This is a genomic window from Moorena sp. SIO4A1 (assembly GCF_010672065.1).
GTDB lineage: Bacteria > Cyanobacteriota > Cyanobacteriia > Cyanobacteriales > Coleofasciculaceae > Moorena.
On sequence record NZ_JAAHHX010000011.1, the window covers coordinates 196,792 to 216,764 of the forward strand.

The window sequence follows — 19,973 nt, forward strand, 5'->3', positions numbered from 1 at the left end:
TCCCTGCTCCCTGCTCCCTGCTCCCTGCTCCCTGCTCCCTTTGCTATACTATTTCTAATTTTTTGATACTTCCAAATTATCAATAGTCAAAGTTCTTTCATCATCCGCTATCTCTGCTCTGTAGTCCATATCGATTTTAGTTGGATAACCTAAGGTAGGGTCGTAGGTAACATCAAGCTTATAATAATCCTGGTCAATAGCCTTTTGGACAACATCGAATAGCTTCGAGACGGAATCATAGTTGTCAAAAAATTTCCGATTAACTGGTTTGCCGCTATCAGCAGCAACAATAGAAGTCGTTTCACCATTACGGATTTCTACAACAACTGGCTTAGTGACGTCACCAATACAATAGCAAGCTACTTGTAATCTATACCGGTAGTTATCTAGCTTTTGAGTTTCCCAACGTTCCTGGTTTTGTTCCAATTGCTGTTCAGGAGAAGGATCACTAGAACAAGCGGAAAGTGGCAGAATCATCACCAGTAATCCTAACCAACAATAGCGATAGAGTCTGGAGTGTAACCTCATACTGTTCCAGTCACCAAGTAGAGTGACCAATGATAATTCAGGATCGTTGACGAATCTGCTAGTGATTTTGTTGCCATTGTTGGTACGGGGGGGGCAGTAGTTGTGTAGGGTGCGTTAGGGACGGGCGAGCCCTCATTTTTCACCTGTTCGCGCCCGGTTGGGACAGCCCGTCCCGTAACGCACCACCGGGTCAAACAGCTTTTAGGAAATGCACTCCTTGATGCTGTAGTCAGATCAATTTTTGGCGTTGCTGATTATGGGTATGGTTTCGCCCCCCTAGCCCCCCAATTCTGGGGGGAACAAAACTCTTAAAGTCCCCCAAAGTTGGGGGATTTAGGGGGCTTTAATAACACCAGATAATCGCGCATTCATTCCTTAATTCAGCAACGCCCAATTTTTACTGGTCTTGTAGGTATCTAACTATCCAGCCCACTAACAAAGGGAACCGCTCCATATCGACCTTTTAGGTAGCCTTTCTGTAGGGATTCATCATCACGAATTTTAAAATCTAGTAACGAATAGAGCTTAGTGCTATTGTTACTATCTTTCTCCATCAACCATACCTGGTCTTGATTAAATATCTCTCGCTCTAGGAAAGTTGTATCATGGGTGTTAACGATCAATTGAGCATTATTTTGATTAGCTGATTGGTTATTAAACTCCTTGATTAAATAGGTGGATATTTCTGAATGTAAGCTGCGGTCTAGTTTATCAATAATTAAAATTTCTCCATTATCCAAAGCATTTATCCAATATGGTCCAATTTCAAATAATCGTTGGGTACCATTTGATATCCCGAAATCATTTCCCTTGATTAATTTCAAAAAATTTTCACTATAATTAGTATATCTATCAAATTTTAAAGCAGTAAATTTATAATAGTCTTGAAACCTTGATGGGATTAAATTCAACTTAGAGCTAAACCAGATAAATATCTTTCCTAACTGACGGGGTGACGAAACAGGCTGAAATGCTTGCTATGTAAAGCTAGTAGCATTTTGTGGTAAAAAAAAGTAGGTCTCTAAATTTGCAACAAGACCTACGTATTGACAATGTTCCCAACATTCTACCGCTCCGCTTCAATGCATAAGTCCAATTGAAATAATTTGGGGGTAAATTATGAACGGCAAAGCGTGTAAAGCCACCCGTAATGTGGCAATTGTTGGTCCGTATCTCAGTGGGAAAACCACTCTACTCGAAAGTTTGTTGTCCGTTACTGGTAGGATTTCTCGCAAAGGCACAGTAAAGGAAGGCAACACCGTCGGTGATAATGCCACCGAGGCCAGGCAACGCCAAATGAGTGTGGAGGTAACTGCCGCCAGCACCGAGTATCAAGATATCTGCTTCAATTTTATAGACTGTCCCGGTTCCATTGAATTTGCTCAAGAAACCTACAACGCCTTAGTTGGTGTGGATGCGGCTGTCGTGGTTTGTGAACCAGTAAGCGATCGCGTCCTCACCTTAGCACCCTTATTCAAATTTCTCGACGACTGGGAAATCCCCCACTTAGTCTTTATTAACAAAATGGATCGGTTTGAGTTGACCGATGATGCTAATGGTAACTCCTTACGGTCCGTCTTTGATGCCCTCAATTCAGTTTCCACTCGCCCCTTAGTACTGCACCAATACCCCATTGGTAAGGGAGAACACCTCACCGGGTTTATTGATTTAGTCACCGAGCAAGCCTATCTTTACCATCCTGATGCCCCAGCTGATCCGATCCCACTGCCAGAGTCATTGAAAGAGGCAGAACAGCAAGCACGCACAGAATTACTAGAAACCTTAGCAGATTTTGACGACCACCTCCTCGAAGAACTACTAGAAGAAATTGAGCCACCCCAAGAAGAAATTGTCCAAGACCTGAAGATGGAATTGGGGGCCGACTTGATTGTACCGGTATTTATGGGTGTTGCTCAGCAAGATTACGGGGTTCGCCCCTTGATCGATGCCCTACTGCGAGAATCACCAAGCCCAGAAACCACTGCCGAGCGTCGGGACATTGCTGGTGATGAATCAAGCACGGTGGCACAGGTACTCAAAACCTATTACACTCCCCAAGGTGGAAAACTCTCCCTAGTACGAGTGTGGCAAGGTAAACTAACAGATGGCATAGTCTTTAATGGTGTCCGTGCCGGAGGCTTATACCGTATGTTTGGTCACCACACTCAGTCAGTTTCCCAAGTATCTGCTGGTGACATCGTTGCCCTGGGACGCTTAGAGGGTATTAAAACTGGTGACACCCTGACCACTGATACGGGTAATCCAGAGATGAAATTACCAATAGCTGAGGCAACCAAACCAGTCTATGCGTTAGCCATTACTCCTCAGAAGCGCAAAGATGAGGTTAAGCTCAGTGGTGCCTTAACCAAGCTGCTGGAAGAAGACCCATCTCTGGTGTGGGAACAACATGGAGACACTCACGAAATCATCCTATGGGGACAGGGAGATATTCATCTTCAGGTTGCTCTAGACCGGATGAGCCGCAAATACAACTTACCGATGACCACTCACTTACCCCGAGTGCCTTACAAAGAAAGTATCCGCAAATCCACTACCTCTCACGGGCGCTACAAGCATCAAAGTGGTGGTCATGGGCAATATGGTGATGTCTACCTTGATATCCAACCCTTGTCTCGGGGTGAAGGGTTTAATTTCTCGGAAACCATTGTCGGTGGGGTGGTGCCAAAGCAATATATCCCTGGTGTGGAGATCGGAGTAAAGGAGTACTTGTCCCACGGACCCTTAGGCTTCCCAGTGGTAGATGTGGCTGTGACTCTAACCAATGGGTCTTACCACTCCGTAGATAGTTCGGAACAGGCATTTAAACAAGCAGCACGGCTAGCTATGACCGGTGGTATGCCCGATTGTGAGCCAATGTTACTTGAGCCAATTATGTCTGTTGGGGTCTATGCACCTCAGGAATTCACCTCTAAGGTGCTGCAATTGATCACCGGTCATCGGGGTCAAATCCTGGGCTATCAGACCTGTTCTGATTGGACAGGATGGGATTGTGTTTCTGGCTATATCCCCCAGGCAGAAATGCAAAACTTGATCATGGAATTGCGATCGCTTACTTTAGGGATCGGTTTCTTTAATTGGACCTATGACCATCTCCAGGAAGTGCCAGGTAAGCTAGCTGATCGGGTGCTGGCCACCGCTGGCAATGGTAATGGTAATGGTAATGGTCGCAGCTAGGTGAATGGTTTTAGGGGTTAGGTTTTAGGTAAGCATATGCGCTACGCGCATATGCTTACGGTTTTAGGTATTGGGTTAATGGTTAATGGTTAATGGTTAATTTCTAGTACTTAAAGCCTAAACCGATCATGGCTAATCCCTAGCGAGAGGCTACCCGCTGGAGTTTTTCAATAAAAAAGGGAAGGATCAAAATTAGTAGTTTGATTGGCCAAGGAACAAAAAATAGGCTGACAAACAGACAGATTAAGGCTGTTATAGCTGCAGCCACTTTGACGATTTCTTCAGTAGTCTTAACGCAAAGGTAAATGGCTACTGAGGCGATCATCAAAGTCATCGATAAGGGTATAAGCATAATTATTACCGATACTTTTTAGCTACCAAAGTCTACCAATATCAACTTTAGCCCGCCAATGCAAGCTGATTCCTCAGCCAGGGGGTATCTCCCAAAGCACAGTGAGGCGAGGGATTGCTCGCCTCACTGTGCGCCATCATAAAAGTGCGTAGACCAGATCCAATGTCACTACAAAACCCTTGGTTTTCGGGAAATTTATTTAATTGAGACAAGGTCGTGGCACTAATATCATAGTTAAAGTATAGCAAATTACTTGAGGCAATGGCCAAGCTTTGTGATACTTTTGCCTACTGTCCACTAACCTCAACTTTTTCCGCCATAATTACCTAACCTAGCATCAGGGTTATGGAAAACATAGCAGTTGAGTCAGGTCGCCCCGTCTAGGCAACAGGGGGGTGCTGACCATCCAACACTGCCAATTAGCAGAACGTGATCCCAGATTATTCTCCTAGAGACTACACGATTGAGAATGGGATTTTCGGATACTTATCTAAATTTTCCCACCTTGGGGTTGGTTTGATTCACCTCAAGATGCACCTCAAGTAGCGGCTCCTAGGTCCCATCTCATGGTGCTACAGCAGCAAAGCCTGGCAACGATGAAGCCAATCCCTTGTGGAGTCGGAGTAGAGCGATTGGCCGTAGGCCACGCGGGGCGCGTTCGCTTGATTTTGGTATTAAAGCGATCATGCTATCATGCTTAATCTCAGGGCAATTGGAGCGTGCCATTGAGTTTAGCTTGGCTTCAAGAAATATTATACATAACCTACACATAAATCATACGTTTAGCTAACGCGATTGGCCGTAGGCCACGCTACGCGATCGCAAACTTTCGTCAGCCTTACTAAAGATGTAGGCTAACGGAATTTGATATAACACACCGAACTCTTGACTAGCTCCTACCCCATCGAGACATTAATCATTTTGAATAACGAAGTAGGCGAAGCCAAAGAACGAAGCAATTAGGATTTCAGCAAAAGGGCTATCATCTTTTGGTTTGCGTCTACCCATAATTTTGATTACTGACCCGGTAGTCTAGCAGTTTTCTATGGTTATATCACACTCAGGTTAGCCGCCAAGAATCATGTAGGGTGCAAAGTAAATGGCAGTGCTTAACTTACAATACCTGATCGATATTCAGGAAGGATTAGGATTTGCGGAACAATTAGTGTTTTCCAACACAGGGCAATCTCTCAGTGATATCCAAAGAGCAGTTTTGCAAAAATCCTGGCAAGGGCAACGCAAAACCTATGACCATATCGCTCAAGAGTTAGGCTATTCAGCAAGTTATATCAAGCAGACCGTTGCCCCTAAATTATGGAAACTGTTCTCAGAGGCACTAGGGTAAAAAGTTAGTAAAACCAACTTTCGTAGTGTACTCGAAAGACGACAGGTCAATCAAGAATCGAGTCATACTCAGGAGCTGCTTGGGGTATTGAAACAGGGACTAGAGCCTTACGAAAAAGGGAAGGTGGAATCTACAGCTACTGAACAGATATCAAATGTTTCTTTTCCGAACCATCCCCAATCCCAAATCCTCAATCCTCAATCGCAGCAGTTGGAGTTACCAGAGGGAAGAGTTCCTTTAGCTTCCCGATTTTATGTCGAGCGAGTCCCCTATGAATTCAGGTGTTACGAAGAGATTGTTAAACCAGGAGCCTTTATTCATATTAAAGCACCCAGACAGATGGGGAAAACATCCCTGATGGTGAGGATTCTGGCTCATGCAGAAACTCAGGGTTACCAAACTGTGCGTTTGAACCTTCAGCCTGATTTAGCCGTAGCCTTTGAAGCAGTGGTTAGGGCAAAAGTTCCAGTGGCCTTGGAACAGGTACAGGCATTTAAGCTTTACAGTATGGGACTGGTGAATTGGTCAGACAATCAAGTCATGGTTAGCTGCAATTTGTATCAGCGATACTTTAGCGTTCGCTTTCATAGCCATAGCGCTACGGGCTGGGAATAGGCAAGAGGCATGCTAGCAAGAGGCATGCTAGCAATAGAAAAGCCAAGTTTGACAAAGCTTGTAGCAATTTATCCCTCACCATTATTTGTAAATACCCAAGCGCGTATTGCTATAGTAATCGGAAATATTGCTATATAATCGTTACTGTTCAAGGCCCCCCGATAGCCTGCAGAACTTAAACAAATATCTGGCAGTAACATTATGACCTCTTGCCACAATACCAGCACCGCCGTCATTGAAGAATCCAAAGGGGTTAAGCGAGTTGCCTTGCTAGGAATGCCCAACACGGGCAAATCAACCTTCTTTAACCGTATCACAGGTACCACTGCTCACGTTGGCAATTGGCCCGGCATTACTGTAGATCTACTACAAGCTAATGTCCAACTCAATGGCGAACCTACGGAATTCGTAGATTTACCAGGAATTTATGACCTCAAGGGATTTTCTGATGATGAGAAAATTGTTAAAACCTTTTTAGAAAATTTTGCTGTTGATCTATTTATTCTTGTTCTCAATGCTTCCCAAATTGATAGTCAAATTCGCTTAGCATTGCAGGTAAAATCCCTAGGTTTACCGGCAGTTTTGATGCTGAATATGGCTGATGAAGCTAAGCAATATGGAGTTAAAATAAACACAGAACTATTATCCGATAATTTGGATATGCCCGTGTTACTCATTAGTGCCAAATACGGAGACGGCTATATGAGGGCATACCTAGAAATTTCTAAAACTTTAAAGGCACAAGAACAATCGATTAATATAGATAATCTAAAAACTCGTTTATCTGAGCATAGCTCTATCTCCACTAAAGAGATAGATTCAGTCCTCAATGGTGCGGTAGAAATGCCCTCTGAGATGGCAGTCAATTTAACCGCCAGGATTGATAAGTTACTCCTGCATCCGATATTGGGATTACCTTTGTTTTTCTTAGGAATGTTCCTGGTATTTTGGGTAGTTTGGACTGTGGGACTCCCCTCTCAAGACCTGATGGATGATATGACTGGCTGGATTCAAGGTGCGATGATTGAGCCTGTCATCCAACCCTTACCCACAGTGGTTCAAGACTTTTTGATTAATGGGATTTGGAACGGTTTAGCTACCGTTGCTTCCTTTGTACCATTAATTGTGCTGTTCTTTATCTTAATGGCAATTCTAGAAGATAGTGGCTACCTATCCCGTTCTGCCTATTTAATGGATATCTTTATGGAACGGTTGGGGTTAGATGGTCGCAGTTTTGTGATGCAAATGATGGGATTTGGCTGTAATGTTCCAGCATTAATGGGAACTAGAGTTATGCGATCGCAAGCCTTGCGACTGCTAACTATGCTAGTCATTCCTTTTGCTTTGTGTGCTGCCAGACTCCAGGTATTTGTCTTTATCATTGCCGCTGTCTTTCCCCATGGCAACGGGGCTTTAGTATTATTTTCCCTGTACCTACTTAGTTTTGTAGCCGCCATTGTCACTGCTGCTCTTTTCCAAGGAGTCTTTAAAAACGAGGAACCCTTTATTATAGAATTACCCCCTTACCGAATTCCGACTATCAAACAAGTCTTACTGAGAGGGTGGGGAGAAGTCAAAGAATTTTTGCAACGAGCATCTGGGTTTATTACCTTTGGCTGTGTTGCCGTTTGGTTCATCACGAATTTACCTCCAGGAGCGACAGGATTGGATACCATTGGCGGGCAAATTGGACAATTTTTAAGTCCGATCATGAATCCCATTGGTATTAATCCCCATTTAACCCTAGCCCTAATTTTTGGTTTTATTGCTAAAGAAATTGTGATTGGCTCTTTAGCCGTAATTTATGGACTTAACTCCCTGGCTGTTAGTCAGCAGATAACTGATACAGTAACATTTATCCAAGGATATAGTTTTTGTATCTTTTGCTTAATCTACACTCCCTGTTTAACTACTATTGTTACCCTATTTAATGAGGCAAAATCATGGAAATTTACCCTGTTTTCCTTAGTGTTTTCCTTAGGCTTGGCTTGGGTAGCTAGCTTGATATTTTACCAGGGAGCTTTAGCACTCGGATTTCATTGAAGATATAGCACTTCTCAATTGGGTGAGGTACAAATTTATGGGTTTTAGGGAGTAGGGATCCCCCCTAACCCCCCTTAATAAGGGGGGAATGGAGTAGGGAGTGGTAAAAAAACCTGTGTACCTCACTAGTGATGGGAATTTATATAAAAATTAAACGGGAAAAGTTAAATGGGAAAAGTGAAACGAAAAAATGGGGATTCTCCCTTATCCTCCGTGAGCAAGGCAGGCACGAACATGGGCGTTAACAAATGACCTATGACAAAAGTATTATTTTTTACAGAAAAATTTATTTTTAGTGGTATATGTGTCATGCTGGTCTTAGTCAATTGGAGTGGTAGCCCCAGTAAGGGGCTGGGAAAATGCAAAAAATCGAGGCAATTATCCGAGCCTATAAGCTCGAAGACGTCAAAATCGCTTTAGTCAATGCTGGTATCGTTGGCATGACCGTGTCTGAAGTTCGGGGATTTGGACGACAGAAAGGTCAAACTGAACAGTATCGCGGTACAAAGTACAGGGTAGACTTTCTTCCTAAGGTAAAGCTAGAAGTCGTTGTTGAAAATGGCTTAGTTGACATGGCAGTAGAAAAAATTCTCACTGCTGCTCACACCGGTAAAATCGGCGACGGTAAAATTTTTATCAGTCCCATTGAGCAAGTTGTCCGGATTAGGACTGGAGAAAGGAATTTAGAGGCTGTTTAATCTCTAATCTGCTTGAGCTTGTAGCTTGTAGGGTGGGCAAAAACAGTTTGGTTCAAATGAGTATTAATGATTAGATTACTTTGCCCACCCTACTTGAATTGGTCTAAGTGCTAATGGGTAATGGGTAATGGGTAATGGGTAATGGGTACTTGACGATTACCCATTACCCTGACCCAAAAATCCAGGGACGATTTGCTAAGTGATTAGTAGGAATTAGTTGGAATTAGATTCGTAAAACATTGATTTGCTCCGATCGTACACTGGCCAATCGTCGTTTTCACCACCAATAATTAATTTTTCAATCTCCACATATTCTTTGGCAAGTTGCCGGAGAGAATTAATTAAAATATCAAGAGCGATCGCATCACTAGTTCCTAAATCAAACCAGCAGCGCCCCCATGTGCCTTCATACTCAAACTCGCCCTGATTATGCATCAAGGCCATTAAACTCTTTTCCGCTACTCTATCATCATATTCCATGTAGCTGATTTCTAGGCCAACTTCTTGCACCGGCAGGTTTTCTGCATCAAATCCTCCCAATTTACCTAATAAAAACCAGGAATTGAACAGTTCTTCCACGTATTCCTTTTCCCGATAGGAGGGAACAGTGCTAAATTCTATCCAAATCCACAAATCAAATGGGTTAAACTCACGAAATATAATTTGCATATCGTTAGGGAATAGGGAATAGGGAATCGGGAATCGGGAATCGGGAATCGGGAATCGGGAATCGGGAATCGGGAATCGGGAATCGGGAATCGGTTAAAAGCAAATATTTTAACAATAACTAAGTTTTAGTTATTACCATAAATCCCTACTATCCGAGAGTAAACTTTTGATTAATCCTGAATTTTATCCAAAAACTATCTTATCACAATTTTCAACTAGTTGTGAAAAATATAGTTATGAAAAATCACCAATAGTGAGAGAGGGAGCAGGGAGCAGGGAGTAGCGATGGAGCGCGCTCTTGGAGTTCCAGTTGCTTATCTGACTCCCCATCTCCCCATCTCCCCATCTCCCCATCTCCCCATCTCCCCATCTCCCCATCTCCCCATCTCCCCATCTCCCCATCTCCCCGCGCCCACTCCTGTGATTCCCTCAAAGAGTATAACTAATTGTTGCTACTACTACCCAATCGTGATCGTGAGTTTCCCCTAAGGCATAGTGAACTGTACACCATTCTCCAGACAGATTGAAGTTAAGATGGTAAGTTTTGGAATTAAGCAGTTGAGTGGCAAACAAGTTTCTCAAGTCTAACTCGAACTTGCATTCTGTTTGGATTTCCTCTAATCCTGCTCTTTCTTCTGACAATTCTTCTTGAACCTCTTGGTATTGTTCCGTTGATAAGTCTCCTTCTTCCTCTAACTTTACTAGTTCTTGTTCTAGCTGTGCTATTGTTTCCTGATACTCTTCTATCTCCGTGCCGTAATCATCTCGAACTCTAATAAATTCATTGATTTCGCTAATCTCTAAAAATCCCGTAGTATCCAATAATTTTTGCATGACTTCGTTGCGACTAGTGGTGATCACTACCTCGAAACCTCCCAAAGTTAATTCTTCCTCTGCTTGGGCTTGATGAGTAATTTGATTGGTGATAGATTGGATTTGCTCAACCAGTGCAGCGGTATTGTCTTGGAGAGATTCTAGATCCGGAATCATAAATTGTGGTGATGAGTTGCACCGCCAACTTTGTTTGATACCTAATCCAATCCACTCTCCTGCTGTTGATGAACCAATTAGCATGGGAATTCCTAAGGAGCCAAAGACACTTTGTTGAAGGGGAAATCCCTCTTCCAATTCTTCTGGTAGTGTAGGAAGGCGATAGCCATAGATAGTTAACTCTGACAAGTTAGCTTGCAGCAGTGCGATCAGATTTTGGTAATGGTCGCTCACAGCTTGAGATTGGGTTGCGCGAATCTGACTGAGAAACTCTTCAGGAGCAAAGGGCATAAGACCGGTGTTATCCACTAGAAAGCGTTCCACTGAAAAGGGACCTTTATCTTCTACTTCCCAAGGGATAATTATATAAGGAGCGTCACCAACTAGGCTGTAGTATTCATCTTTGGTTAGTTCTTCAAGGGTAGTAACAATTTGCTCAGTTTGGGGTTTCATAATTAAGGAATTTTAATGTAGGGTGTTAGTAAGCATTCAGCCGTCAGCTGTCAGCCGTCAGCTATAGCATTTTTAGTTGAGAGGTGAAACTATAATTAATGGTCAAAGGGAATAGGGAATAGGGAATAGGGAATAGGGAATAGGGAACAGGGAACAGGGAAAAGACAAAAAATCGGTGTGTACTTCATTAATAGGAAAACGGCTGTATGATAAATCAGCATTTGCTTTCATGAGATAATTTTAAATTATAGCGTTTCTCGCAGTTATGAGGTACAGTCTTCTTTGACGTTGATTCCCTGTGTTGATGCAGGACATCCCTATTCCCTATTCCCTATTCTCTCTTCCCTGTTCCCAGATCAGCTGTTCCCTGTTCCCTAAAATCCAGAAATTTTTTCCTCATAACTATGAGAATTGCTATATATATTAGCAAAAGCTTGATATAATTGATCATACTTATGAGGTAGATTTAATTTTATTACTCCCTACTCCCTACTCCCTACTCCCTACTCCCTAAAATCCTAAGGGCGAACTACATCATTACTGACAACTACCACGAAATATAATGTATTTTATCTGAGCAACTCATGAGTTTTAAAGCAGCAAATTCTGGTCAAGATTTGAACGAATCTACCGCAGGACGTTCCAAGATTATTTCCTGTCGTTTTACGGATGTGGAACAGGTGACTGAGTTTTTGACTTATAGCCAAATGGAAATAATGCAGCTTTCTTGTGGTTCGTTCCAGAGTGAGTTTTTGGCTACCCAGATTGGTGATTTGTATTTCACACGTATTAGCGCCAATCAATCGGTTCAAGCAATAGGTCCGAAACAGCAGGGATATTTAACTTTTTCGTTGGTTTGGGCCGCCAGTTGAATTAAACAGCTAGCCATTAGAGATAGGATGTCGAAGTTTGCTATTACTTCGGCATCCTATCGTACAAAAAAGGGTAATAACTTGATATGGTAAACAAGGCACAGATCAGGTATATTTAATGAATTGGAACCGTATTTGGAAAATAGGGGTAGCAGTTGCGATCGCCCTAGTTTTGGCCATCGTTGCCTACCTGGTGATAGCACAACAGAATCGACCCATCCCCGATATAGGCTCTACAGGCACCAGTAACCCGGAGCCAGAGGTTGTTGACTCAGATACAGAGCCTTTTACTCTACAACTGCTCCATGCTTCAGATTTTGAGGCTGGACTGGCCGCATTGGAAGATGCTCCTCGGTTTTCCGCCGTCCTGAATGCCCTGAAGGACGACTACCCCAATACCCTTGTCCTCTCTTCTGGAGATAACTACATTCCCAGTCCGTTCCTGTTTGCGGGCAGCGATCCTAGGTTGAACGAGACCCCTGTGGGAGAGGCTAGTATTGGTCACGCCAATATCGAAATCCACAATCAACTCGGTATCCAAGCTTCCACCTTTGGGAATCATGATTTCGATCTCGGCAGCAAGGAAGTGCGGGATATCATTCAACCAGATGGAGATTACCGTGGGGCGCTGTTTCCCTATCTCAGTTCCAACCTGGATTTCAGCACAGACCCTAACCTATCAAGCCTGATCAGTGCAAACGGTCAAGAAGTCAGCACCATTCCGGCAGGACAGGTTGCGGGGACTGCAGTGATTACCGTCAATGGTGAGCCAATTGGTATTGTCGGAGCAAGCACACCCCTTCTGCCTACCATCTCTTCCTCTGATGGAGTGACGGTGTTCCCGGAAAATCCCACAGACTATGACGCCCTGGCTGCTAAAATCCAAACTGCGGTGGATGAACTGACCGCTACAGGCATCAACAAGATTATTCTCCTGGCTCACATGCAACAGTTGACCATTGAGCGGGATGAGTTAGCCCCTCGTTTGCGGGATGTAGATATAATTGTGGCGGGAGGGTCTCACACCTTGCTGTCTGATGCCACCGATCATCTTCGGCTCGGAGATACCAGTGGCGGTTCCTATCCTATTATCAAAACCAATGGAGATGGAAACGCGATCGCTGTTGTGAACACAGATGCCACCTATAAGTATGTGGGTCGTCTGGTGGTGGACTTTGATGCAAACGGTATCCTGATTGCCAGCAGTATTGACCCCAACATTAGTGGAGCCTACGCCACAGATGATCAAGGAGTTGCAGCGGTAGGAGGGACCCCAGATCCAGAGGTTGTAGAAATTACCAATACCCTGGATGAAGTGATCAGTACTCAGGATAGCAATATTTTTGGCAATACCAAAGTTTTCCTGCGGGGCGATCGCGCTTTTGTCCGTACCGAAGAAACCAACCTGGGTAACCTAACCGCTGATGCTAACCTGACCTATGCCAAGACTGTCGATGATACAACCGTGTTTTCCTTCAAAAATGGAGGTGGCATCCGTTCCAACATCGGGGTAATTAGCGCTGCTAACGGTGGCATCGACCCCAATGACTTTGAACTGTTGCCCCCAGCAGCCAATCCTGCGGTGGGCAAGGAAGAAGGGGAAGTTTCCCAACTCGACATTACAAACTCCCTCCGTTTTAACAATGGACTTACCCTGTTTACCGTCACGGCAGATCAATTGTTGCAAACCATCGAGGATGCGGTAGCAGCAACAGCTCCAGGTGTGACTCCCGGCCAGTTTCCCCAAGTCGGTCGGCTTAAATTTAGCTTTGATAGCACTCGTCCTGCCAATGATCGGGTTCTGTCTTTGGTTGTCCTGGACGATCAAGACCAAGTTATCGATGTAGTGGCTCAGAATGGTGAATTAGTGGGGGATCCCAGCCGCACGTTTCGTGGTGTTACCATTAGCTACGTGGCTGATGGCGCTCCCTTATCCACCTTCTTGAGTGCCAATCCAGCTTTGTTCAATCGGGTCGATTTCTGGGGTGAGCCGGATAGCAATGGCGATGGGGTTTTAGATCCTGACGAAGACCTCAACAAAAACGGCATCCGAGATGGTGCGATCCCTGAACCTTTCCAGGGTTTTGCCAATTTTGCCTCCTTTGGTTCCGAGCAGGATGCCCTAGCCGAATACCTCCATGAATTCTTCCCCACCGCAGCTAATGCCTTTAATCAGCCTGATACTGACCCGGCATTGGACGAGCGAATTCAAAATCTGGCTTTCCGGGAAGATACAGTAATTCCCGAATAACCAAGCATTGCTAAATCAAGGGATGAAATGATTGGGGTGGGCATCCTGCCCGCCCGAAAATGAAACCCACTGGACTGACACAGCTAAAATGGTGCTTTAGTAAAATCCCTAAATCCCTTGTCAATTAAGGTTTTTACCAAAAATATATTCTACTACTTTAGCTGTGTTAGTCCACTACTCATTATAATGGTTCCCCTTTGTTGCGGTAAGCATCCCGCTCACTATTGAAGGATAATAGTGCTAGAAGTTGTAGAAAAAGTAATGGCTGCCAAAGACCTATTCCATGATGCTGTAAAAGAAGCACTCCAAAAAGACGATTGGATTATCACAGCAGATCCCCTAAAAATTAAGATTGAGGGAGTTAAGCTTGAAATAGATTTAGCAGCAGATAAAGTTATAGCAGCTCAAAAAGCAGAACGAAAAATAGCAGTTGAAATAAAAAGTTTCCTCAATACTTCGGCAATTACCGATTTTCATGCTGCACGCTTTTCAATTTTTAAACTATCGCCTAGCATTACAAATGAGCGAATCAGATAGAATACTTTATCTGGGAGTTCCTGTTGATACATTTGAATCATTATTCCAAGAAAAATTGCCCCAAGAAGCCGTTAAGGTTGATCAAGTAAAATTACTCATATACAATCCTGTTGAGGAGGTAATAATTCAATGGAAAAATTAGAAAAGTACCGATTAATAATTCGCCAATTATTAACTAATCATGCCAGGTTAGAAGCGACTAATTCAGATTCAGAGATTGAAGGTCAACTTATTTTTGACACAGAACATGACCATTATCAACTTCTAGATATCGGCTGGGATGGACTCAAACGAGTTTATAACTGTTTCATCCATTTAGATATCAAAGATGGTAGAATTTGGATTCAGCGAAATATGACAGAAGCTGATTTGGCACAAGATTTGGTGGAAATGGGTATACCAAAAGACGATATTATTCTCGGTTTACATCCCAGTTATAAACGTCCTTACACAGGCTATGGAGTGGCTTAGTGATATTCAGCTTATGGGCTATGGGCACGCTACTTGAGGTGCCATTGGTCTTTGGGCAACGCCTGATAGCTGAACGGATCGCTGACCGCTAAATGCCTACGTACTAATAGCTTTTCTGACTCAACAATGAACACTCCTTGGTTAAAATCACTTCTATTCAAACTTTTCCTCAGTTTCCTGACAGTATGCCTAGTCCTTGGCACTGCCACACAAGTCAAGGCATCTCCCACGGTAAATAGCTGCCCTGAAGGTATGACCTTAATCCCTGGCGGTACTTTCAAGATGGGTTCCGACGTTTACTATCCTTCCGAGCGCTCTGCCGAAGATGTTACCGTTGAGAGCTTCTGCATCGATAAATACGAAGTCACTAATGCCGAATTTGCCAAATTTGTCAAGGAAACTGGTTATATTACAGTAGCAGAGCGTCCCCTCTCCTCCGAACAGTTTCCGGACTTAACAGAGGAGCAACGGGCACCTTCCTAGTCTTTCAGATGCCGGACAATGGGGTTAGACCAGTGGGTTACCTGAGCTGGTGGAAGTGGACTCCTGGGGCTGACTGGCGACATCCCTTTGGTCCAAAGAGCGACATTAAGGGTAAAAAGAACTATCCCGTCGTCCATGTTGCCTATGAAGACGTTCAAGCCTATGCTAAGTGGGCAGGGAAGTCAGTACCCACAGAAGCCCAATGGGAATATGCTGCTCACGGTGGAATGGATGATGCCACCTACAGCTGGGGTGAGCAATACTCGGCCCAGAAGGCGAATACCTGGCAAGGATTCTTCCCCTTTTTCAACACCAAAGCTGATGGTCACACCGGCACTGCACCTGTAGGTTCTTTTGAACCAAATGGTTATGGTTTGTATGACATAACTGGTAATGTCTGGGAGTGGACTTCAGATTGGTATAGCATCGGTCACAATGGCAAAGCCCACAGCCTTAATCCTACAGGACCTAATCAAAAAGAAAGCTTCGACCCGAGAGAACCGGGTGTTGCTAAACATGTAATTAAAGGCGGGTCTTACCTGTGTGCTCCTAATTATTGTAGTCGCTATCGTCCTGCTGCTCGGGAGTCTCAATCACCGGATACAGGAACGACTCACATTGGATTTAGGTTAGTTAAGCCTGATAATTTTTCCTAAATCTGAAAAAATTATATAGCATTTATTCAAAGTCCCCCTTTTTAAGGGGGATTTAGGGGTATCCCTTTGTACCTCATGGGAAAGACAATTGCTATAGAATTGATTATTTGCTTGGTTACTCTCCTGATTGAAATGAGATAGAACATTATTGGTTTCCGATTAAAAACCAACGGAGAAAGTCACGTGGTACGATTGAAGATTTACGAGAGGGAGTAGACATGGCTGTTCCGCTAACCTCCTAATCTATAATTCGACTGCTATAACCCTGTTCTAGGAAACATTTTTGTGTCTTGGAACAGGGTTAACTAATGGGAAAAGATTATATTGACAAGATTGGTTTAGTCGGTAAAAATAGCCTTGTTTGCCTTGAAGCGGATCAGCAATTACACCCGATAAATCTTAGGTCATGAAAAAAAGAACGTTTTTAGTTTTCCTGTCGATTCTCTTATCAGTGTTTTACCTAGGAGGCTTTGTCCGATGTGCCCCTGCTGCTGCGGACTATGACCCCTTACTGTCTTGGAATCAGGGTGCGGCTAAGCAAACGATTGTTAACTTTGTACAAGAGGTTACCAATCCCAACAGTGATAACTACGTTCGTCCTAGCGATCGCATCGCCACGTTTGATAATGATGGAACCCTGTGGACTGAAAAACCCACAACTATTCAGCGGTTATTTATCCTAGAACAGCTAGGTAATCCATTGCCAGATTTCAAAGAACTTGCTTCTTTAAGTCAAAAGGATGTAATCCTAGACGATCTTCAACTCCAGGGAATGACAACAGAAGACTATCAACAGAAGGCTAGGGAATTTTTGGATAACTCAAAGCATCCAGACTTTGGAGTTCCATACATAAAGGTGACTTACCAGCCCATGGTTGAACTGGTCAACTATCTCAGGAGTAATGATTTCAAGGTCTATATTTGCTCTGGGGGGGGGATTGATTTCATTCGCTCCTATGCCGAAGATGCCTACGGTATTCCCCCTGAAAACATCATTGGTAGTAGCATCCAAACCGAGTTTATCACCAAAGACGATGGATCCCATGTCTTGGTTCGGAAGCCAGAACTGGTGCAACCCATTAATACTAAAGGAGGTAAAGTAGTGGGGATTGAGCGCTACATTGGTAAAAAACCAATTATCACAGTTGGTAATTCCGATGGTGATTTAGAAATGCTTCAGTACACTGACGAGCAAGACGGTCCAGCTTTGATGATGCTGGTTCACCACGATGATCCCCGGGAATATGTCTACGATACAGGTGCGGAGAATGCTCTTCGGGAGGCCGACGCTCGTGGTTGGACAGTTATCAGTATGAAAGAGGATTTCGTAACAGTGTTTGGAAACGAAATTGATATAGCAAAGGGAACAGGGAACAGGGAACAGGGAACAGGGAGTAGGAAGTAGGGAGTAGGGAATATGGCATCAAAATTCTCTCAATTCCTACACGGATTGCTATAAATCCCAGAAAGAATTTCAATCCGAGAACCTATCTGGATATGAAACAGAAGCTAAATACGAACGATTAATCTGCTCAGTAGTTTCTGATCCGTATCCTAGACCGTGACAGTAAATGCCAAGCCCTAGGATCCATGGCTTCACTCCGTAATTGCTAATTTCAGGCTTTGGCAAAAGTCCCCAATGGCTGACAAGCCTTCTGATGGCGTCCCATCTGCCAAACGTTTTACTATAGCACTACCCACAATCACTGCATCTGCACCCCAATCTTTGACCTGCTTAGCTTGTTCTGGCTGGGAGATACCAAAGCCAACCCCGATTGGCTTATCGGTTAGACCACGCATCTGATTGAGTAAGTCTTGTACCCGTGATTGCAGCTGAGTTCTCATCCCGGTGACACCGGTAACACTGACTAGGTAAATAAAGCCCTGAGACTGTTTAGCGATCGCTTCAATCCGTTCTGTTGGTGAAGTTGGTGCCACTAACAATATCACTTCAATCCCAAGCTCTGCTGCAGGTTTGAGCAATATTTGAGCTTCTTCCAGGGGTAAGTCAGGCACCACTAAGCCTTTCGCCCCCACTTCAGCAATCTGCTCTAAAAAGGAATTAATCCCTCGGTTGAGAATGGGATTGTAGTAGGTAAATAGGACAATTGGCGCTTGTAACTCTGGGCTAACTTCCTTTACCATTGCCAGAACATCATCCAACTGCACACCTTTTTGTAATGCTCTAGTCGCAGCAGCATGGATAGTTGGACCATCGGCCAAGGGGTCGGAATAGGGTACTCCCAATTCAATGATGTCAGCACCGGATTGGTCGAGTACCCGCAAGGCTTTGGCTGTGGTTTCTAAATCGGGATCCCCAGCGGTAATAAAAGGAATCAGAGCACACTGGGAGTTAGATCTCAGGGATCCGAAGCAATCGGAAATGTTTGTCATTGGTCATTCGTCATCTAGTTTTGCCCCTGCCCCTCCTGCTTAAGGGGGGATATGGAGGAATCGTCCTGTGCCTTGGTCAAACGCTTTTCCTGTTCCACCTCTGCTTGGAGTTGGGCAAGTTCTTCTGGTGTCATTTCTTCGAGTCGCTTTTGCAGGACAGCATCTTTATAGTCTTTCACCTGCTGGTTATAGGTCATGGTTTGGGTCAGGGCTCGAAACAGGTAGGTTAGCACCCACCCAACTAACCCCCCAACCAAGAGGACTTGACTCCAAATCCCGGCTTGGATGTGATCGTACCCAGCAAGCTGAAAGATCAAGTAGGCTATGCCGCCAGTAGCAAAGATACCAAGGGCAATTCCAATCGCGTCAATTCGTCGCATGAATTACTAATGATCGCTTAAGTGACTGACTTACCCTTGTGGCTGACGCCGCTTGGGGCGGAGGTTTAAGATTGGACTGAAGAGTAATAAACCTGGAAAGAATAAGAAGACCATGAAGTACATGAAGCCTCGCTCAAAGGAGCTAGCAACGTACCACCGTTTCTGTAGGTAGAGATAGATGGCGAGAGGGAATACCAATAAGTAGGCTCCTGCCAGAGACAGGTATAGTATCGCAGTAATCATAGAATTTTGGTTTAGGACACAGAAGACAAAAATGCGTTCGCGTAGCGTGACCATTTGCTTCGCTTAGCGTGGCCCAAAGGCCAAGGTCAATCGCTCAACCCTACTATACTACCTTAGGTCGAACATGCTGCCCTGTGTTCCCCCAGAGGCAGACTTTGCCCCATCCTAAAAATTTCAAAAATTTCAATACTATACTTGCATAGTAGCCCCAGTTCATGGTTAAATAGAAAACAGTGAAATCACAGTGGTTGATGGGTAAACGCAAACCCACCGCTATGTGATATCAACCAGGGGGCGTGGCGGAATGGTAGACGCTACGGACTTAAGGAAATTGAGCACTGATGGAGAAATCTGTCATGTGAATGCTCTCAAACTCAGGGAAACCTAAGTCTGGTCAAAGATAAGGCAATCCTGAGCCAAGCCGGGAAAACCTCTCGGAAGGTGCAGAGACTCGACGGGAGCTACCCTAACGTAAAGCCGAGGGTAAAGAGAGAGTCCAATTCTCAAGAGCCAGCTATGGCAGTAGCGAAAGCTACGGGAGAATGAAAATCCGTTGACCTTAAACGGTCGTGTGGGTTCAAGTCCCACCGCCCCCATATTTACGTACGACAGAGATATTTTCAGAGCAGGGAAACAGGGTTTGGTGATTAATTAGATTAATCAGCCGAACAAGAGGAAATTAATGATTAACCCAGCAGCGGACTATGATTCCCCCTGGAAAGACACCCTGGAATGGTACTTTGAGCCCTTCATTGCCCTGTGCTTTGCCCACATTCATAGTCAAATCAATTGGTCTCG

The 19,973-nt window shown here is 44.2% G+C and carries 23 protein-coding genes; 13 read left to right on the top strand and 10 right to left on the bottom strand.

Translation table 11 applies throughout. The features are described 5' to 3' along the window. Positions 1-54: 54 nt before the first annotated feature. Positions 55-558 (bottom strand): DUF6174 domain-containing protein, encoded by a 504-nt coding sequence (locus F6K53_RS11750; RefSeq protein WP_293071412.1) that lies wholly within the window; start codon positions 556-558, stop codon positions 55-57. A 386-nt stretch (positions 559-944) separates the two neighbouring features. Continuing rightward, positions 945-1,352 (bottom strand): AAA family ATPase, encoded by a 408-nt coding sequence (locus tag F6K53_RS11755; protein WP_293071413.1) that lies wholly within the window; start codon positions 1,350-1,352, stop codon positions 945-947. Positions 1,353-1,647: 295 nt separating this feature from the next. Here F6K53_RS11755 and F6K53_RS11760 point away from each other — a divergent pair, with 295 nt between their 5' ends. The 5 genes from F6K53_RS11760 (at position 1,648) to F6K53_RS11785 (ending at position 8,776) form a co-directional block, all read left to right on the top strand. Beyond that, positions 1,648-3,723: an elongation factor G gene (locus F6K53_RS11760; RefSeq protein ID WP_293072667.1), complete on the top strand. Its 2,076-nt coding sequence runs from the start codon at positions 1,648-1,650 to the stop codon at positions 3,721-3,723. A gap of 1,451 nt (positions 3,724-5,174) precedes the next feature. Continuing rightward, positions 5,175-5,420 (top strand): sigma factor-like helix-turn-helix DNA-binding protein, encoded by a 246-nt coding sequence (locus F6K53_RS11765; protein WP_293035891.1) that lies wholly within the window; start codon positions 5,175-5,177, stop codon positions 5,418-5,420. 87 nt (positions 5,421-5,507) lie between these two features. After that, complete coding sequence (locus F6K53_RS45820) at positions 5,508-6,035, top strand: AAA-like domain-containing protein (RefSeq protein ID WP_364305445.1); 528 nt, start codon at positions 5,508-5,510, stop codon at positions 6,033-6,035. Positions 6,036-6,236: 201 nt separating this feature from the next. Beyond that, positions 6,237-8,078: a ferrous iron transport protein B gene (gene feoB, locus F6K53_RS11780; RefSeq protein ID WP_293035889.1), complete on the top strand. Its 1,842-nt coding sequence runs from the start codon at positions 6,237-6,239 to the stop codon at positions 8,076-8,078. Positions 8,079-8,437: 359 nt separating this feature from the next. Next, positions 8,438-8,776 carry a P-II family nitrogen regulator gene (locus tag F6K53_RS11785; protein WP_293035887.1) on the top strand — a complete coding sequence of 113 codons (339 nt, stop codon included), beginning with the start codon at positions 8,438-8,440 and terminating at the stop codon, positions 8,774-8,776. Positions 8,777-8,989: 213 nt separating this feature from the next. On the opposite strand, the gene F6K53_RS11790 is transcribed toward F6K53_RS11785, so the two are convergent. The 4 genes from F6K53_RS11790 to F6K53_RS11805 all read right to left on the bottom strand — a co-directional run bounded on the left by F6K53_RS11790 (position 8,990) and on the right by F6K53_RS11805 (position 11,119). Next, positions 8,990-9,445, bottom strand: a complete 456-nt coding sequence (locus F6K53_RS11790; RefSeq protein ID WP_293017508.1) for a DUF3531 family protein — start codon at positions 9,443-9,445, stop codon at positions 8,990-8,992. A 244-nt stretch (positions 9,446-9,689) separates the two neighbouring features. Then, the gene (locus tag F6K53_RS11795) at positions 9,690-9,839 is read right to left on the bottom strand and encodes a hypothetical protein (RefSeq protein WP_293017506.1); all 150 of its coding nucleotides are present in this window, start codon (positions 9,837-9,839) and stop codon (positions 9,690-9,692) included. 35 nt (positions 9,840-9,874) lie between these two features. Further along, positions 9,875-10,888, bottom strand: a complete 1,014-nt coding sequence (locus tag F6K53_RS11800; protein ID WP_293066823.1) for a hypothetical protein — start codon at positions 10,886-10,888, stop codon at positions 9,875-9,877. A 102-nt stretch (positions 10,889-10,990) separates the two neighbouring features. Further along, positions 10,991-11,119, bottom strand: a complete 129-nt coding sequence (locus tag F6K53_RS11805) for a hypothetical protein (protein WP_293017504.1) — start codon at positions 11,117-11,119, stop codon at positions 10,991-10,993. A 353-nt stretch (positions 11,120-11,472) separates the two neighbouring features. Here F6K53_RS11805 and F6K53_RS11810 point away from each other — a divergent pair, with 353 nt between their 5' ends. From F6K53_RS11810 to F6K53_RS11825, 5 genes are all read left to right on the top strand, one after another. Then, on the top strand, positions 11,473-11,760 hold the full coding sequence (locus tag F6K53_RS11810; RefSeq protein WP_293066820.1) for a hypothetical protein: 288 nt from the start codon (positions 11,473-11,475) through the stop codon (positions 11,758-11,760). 118 nt (positions 11,761-11,878) lie between these two features. Then, positions 11,879-14,011 carry a bifunctional metallophosphatase/5'-nucleotidase gene (locus F6K53_RS11815; protein WP_293066817.1) on the top strand — a complete coding sequence of 711 codons (2,133 nt, stop codon included), beginning with the start codon at positions 11,879-11,881 and terminating at the stop codon, positions 14,009-14,011. Between the two features lie 237 nt (positions 14,012-14,248). Continuing rightward, positions 14,249-14,548, top strand: coding sequence for an element excision factor XisH family protein (locus F6K53_RS45825; RefSeq protein ID WP_364302047.1), 300 nt, complete (start codon positions 14,249-14,251; stop codon positions 14,546-14,548). After that, positions 14,532-14,690 (top strand): element excision factor XisH family protein, encoded by a 159-nt coding sequence (locus F6K53_RS45830; RefSeq protein ID WP_366511346.1) that lies wholly within the window; start codon positions 14,532-14,534, stop codon positions 14,688-14,690. The genes F6K53_RS45825 and F6K53_RS45830 overlap by 17 nt, the downstream gene beginning before the upstream one ends. Next, positions 14,678-15,019 (top strand): XisI protein, encoded by a 342-nt coding sequence (locus tag F6K53_RS11825; RefSeq protein ID WP_293036120.1) that lies wholly within the window; start codon positions 14,678-14,680, stop codon positions 15,017-15,019. Before F6K53_RS45830 ends, F6K53_RS11825 begins: the two co-directional genes overlap by 13 nt. 29 nt (positions 15,020-15,048) lie before the next feature. Here F6K53_RS11825 and F6K53_RS11830 read toward each other — a convergent pair whose 3' ends face one another. Continuing rightward, positions 15,049-15,300, bottom strand: coding sequence for a hypothetical protein (locus tag F6K53_RS11830; protein WP_293036117.1), 252 nt, complete (start codon positions 15,298-15,300; stop codon positions 15,049-15,051). A 1-nt stretch (position 15,301) separates the two neighbouring features. On the opposite strand from F6K53_RS11830, the gene F6K53_RS11835 reads away from it, so the two are divergent. The 3 genes from F6K53_RS11835 (at position 15,302) to F6K53_RS11845 (ending at position 17,563) form a co-directional block, all read left to right on the top strand. Then, positions 15,302-15,502: an SUMF1/EgtB/PvdO family nonheme iron enzyme gene (locus F6K53_RS11835; protein WP_269086982.1), complete on the top strand. Its 201-nt coding sequence runs from the start codon at positions 15,302-15,304 to the stop codon at positions 15,500-15,502. A 32-nt stretch (positions 15,503-15,534) separates the two neighbouring features. After that, complete coding sequence (locus F6K53_RS11840) at positions 15,535-16,158, top strand: SUMF1/EgtB/PvdO family nonheme iron enzyme (RefSeq protein WP_293017498.1); 624 nt, start codon at positions 15,535-15,537, stop codon at positions 16,156-16,158. 406 nt (positions 16,159-16,564) lie between these two features. Further along, the gene (locus tag F6K53_RS11845) at positions 16,565-17,563 is read left to right on the top strand and encodes a haloacid dehalogenase-like hydrolase (protein ID WP_293036111.1); all 999 of its coding nucleotides are present in this window, start codon (positions 16,565-16,567) and stop codon (positions 17,561-17,563) included. A 191-nt stretch (positions 17,564-17,754) separates the two neighbouring features. Here the strand turns inward: F6K53_RS11845 and trpA are convergent, their stop codons facing one another. The 3 genes from trpA to ndhL are packed head-to-tail and all read right to left on the bottom strand — an operon-like array spanning position 17,755 to position 19,229. Continuing rightward, a complete protein-coding gene (trpA, locus tag F6K53_RS11850) occupies positions 17,755-18,552 on the bottom strand; it encodes a tryptophan synthase subunit alpha (protein ID WP_293036107.1) in 798 nt (265 codons plus the stop codon). Between the two features lie 14 nt (positions 18,553-18,566). After that, a complete protein-coding gene (locus F6K53_RS11855) occupies positions 18,567-18,932 on the bottom strand; it encodes a DUF3007 family protein (RefSeq protein ID WP_293036103.1) in 366 nt (121 codons plus the stop codon). Positions 18,933-18,962: 30 nt separating this feature from the next. Further along, positions 18,963-19,229 (bottom strand): NAD(P)H-quinone oxidoreductase subunit L, encoded by a 267-nt coding sequence (gene ndhL / locus F6K53_RS11860; RefSeq protein WP_267876526.1) that lies wholly within the window; start codon positions 19,227-19,229, stop codon positions 18,963-18,965. Positions 19,230-19,973 lie beyond the last annotated feature (744 nt).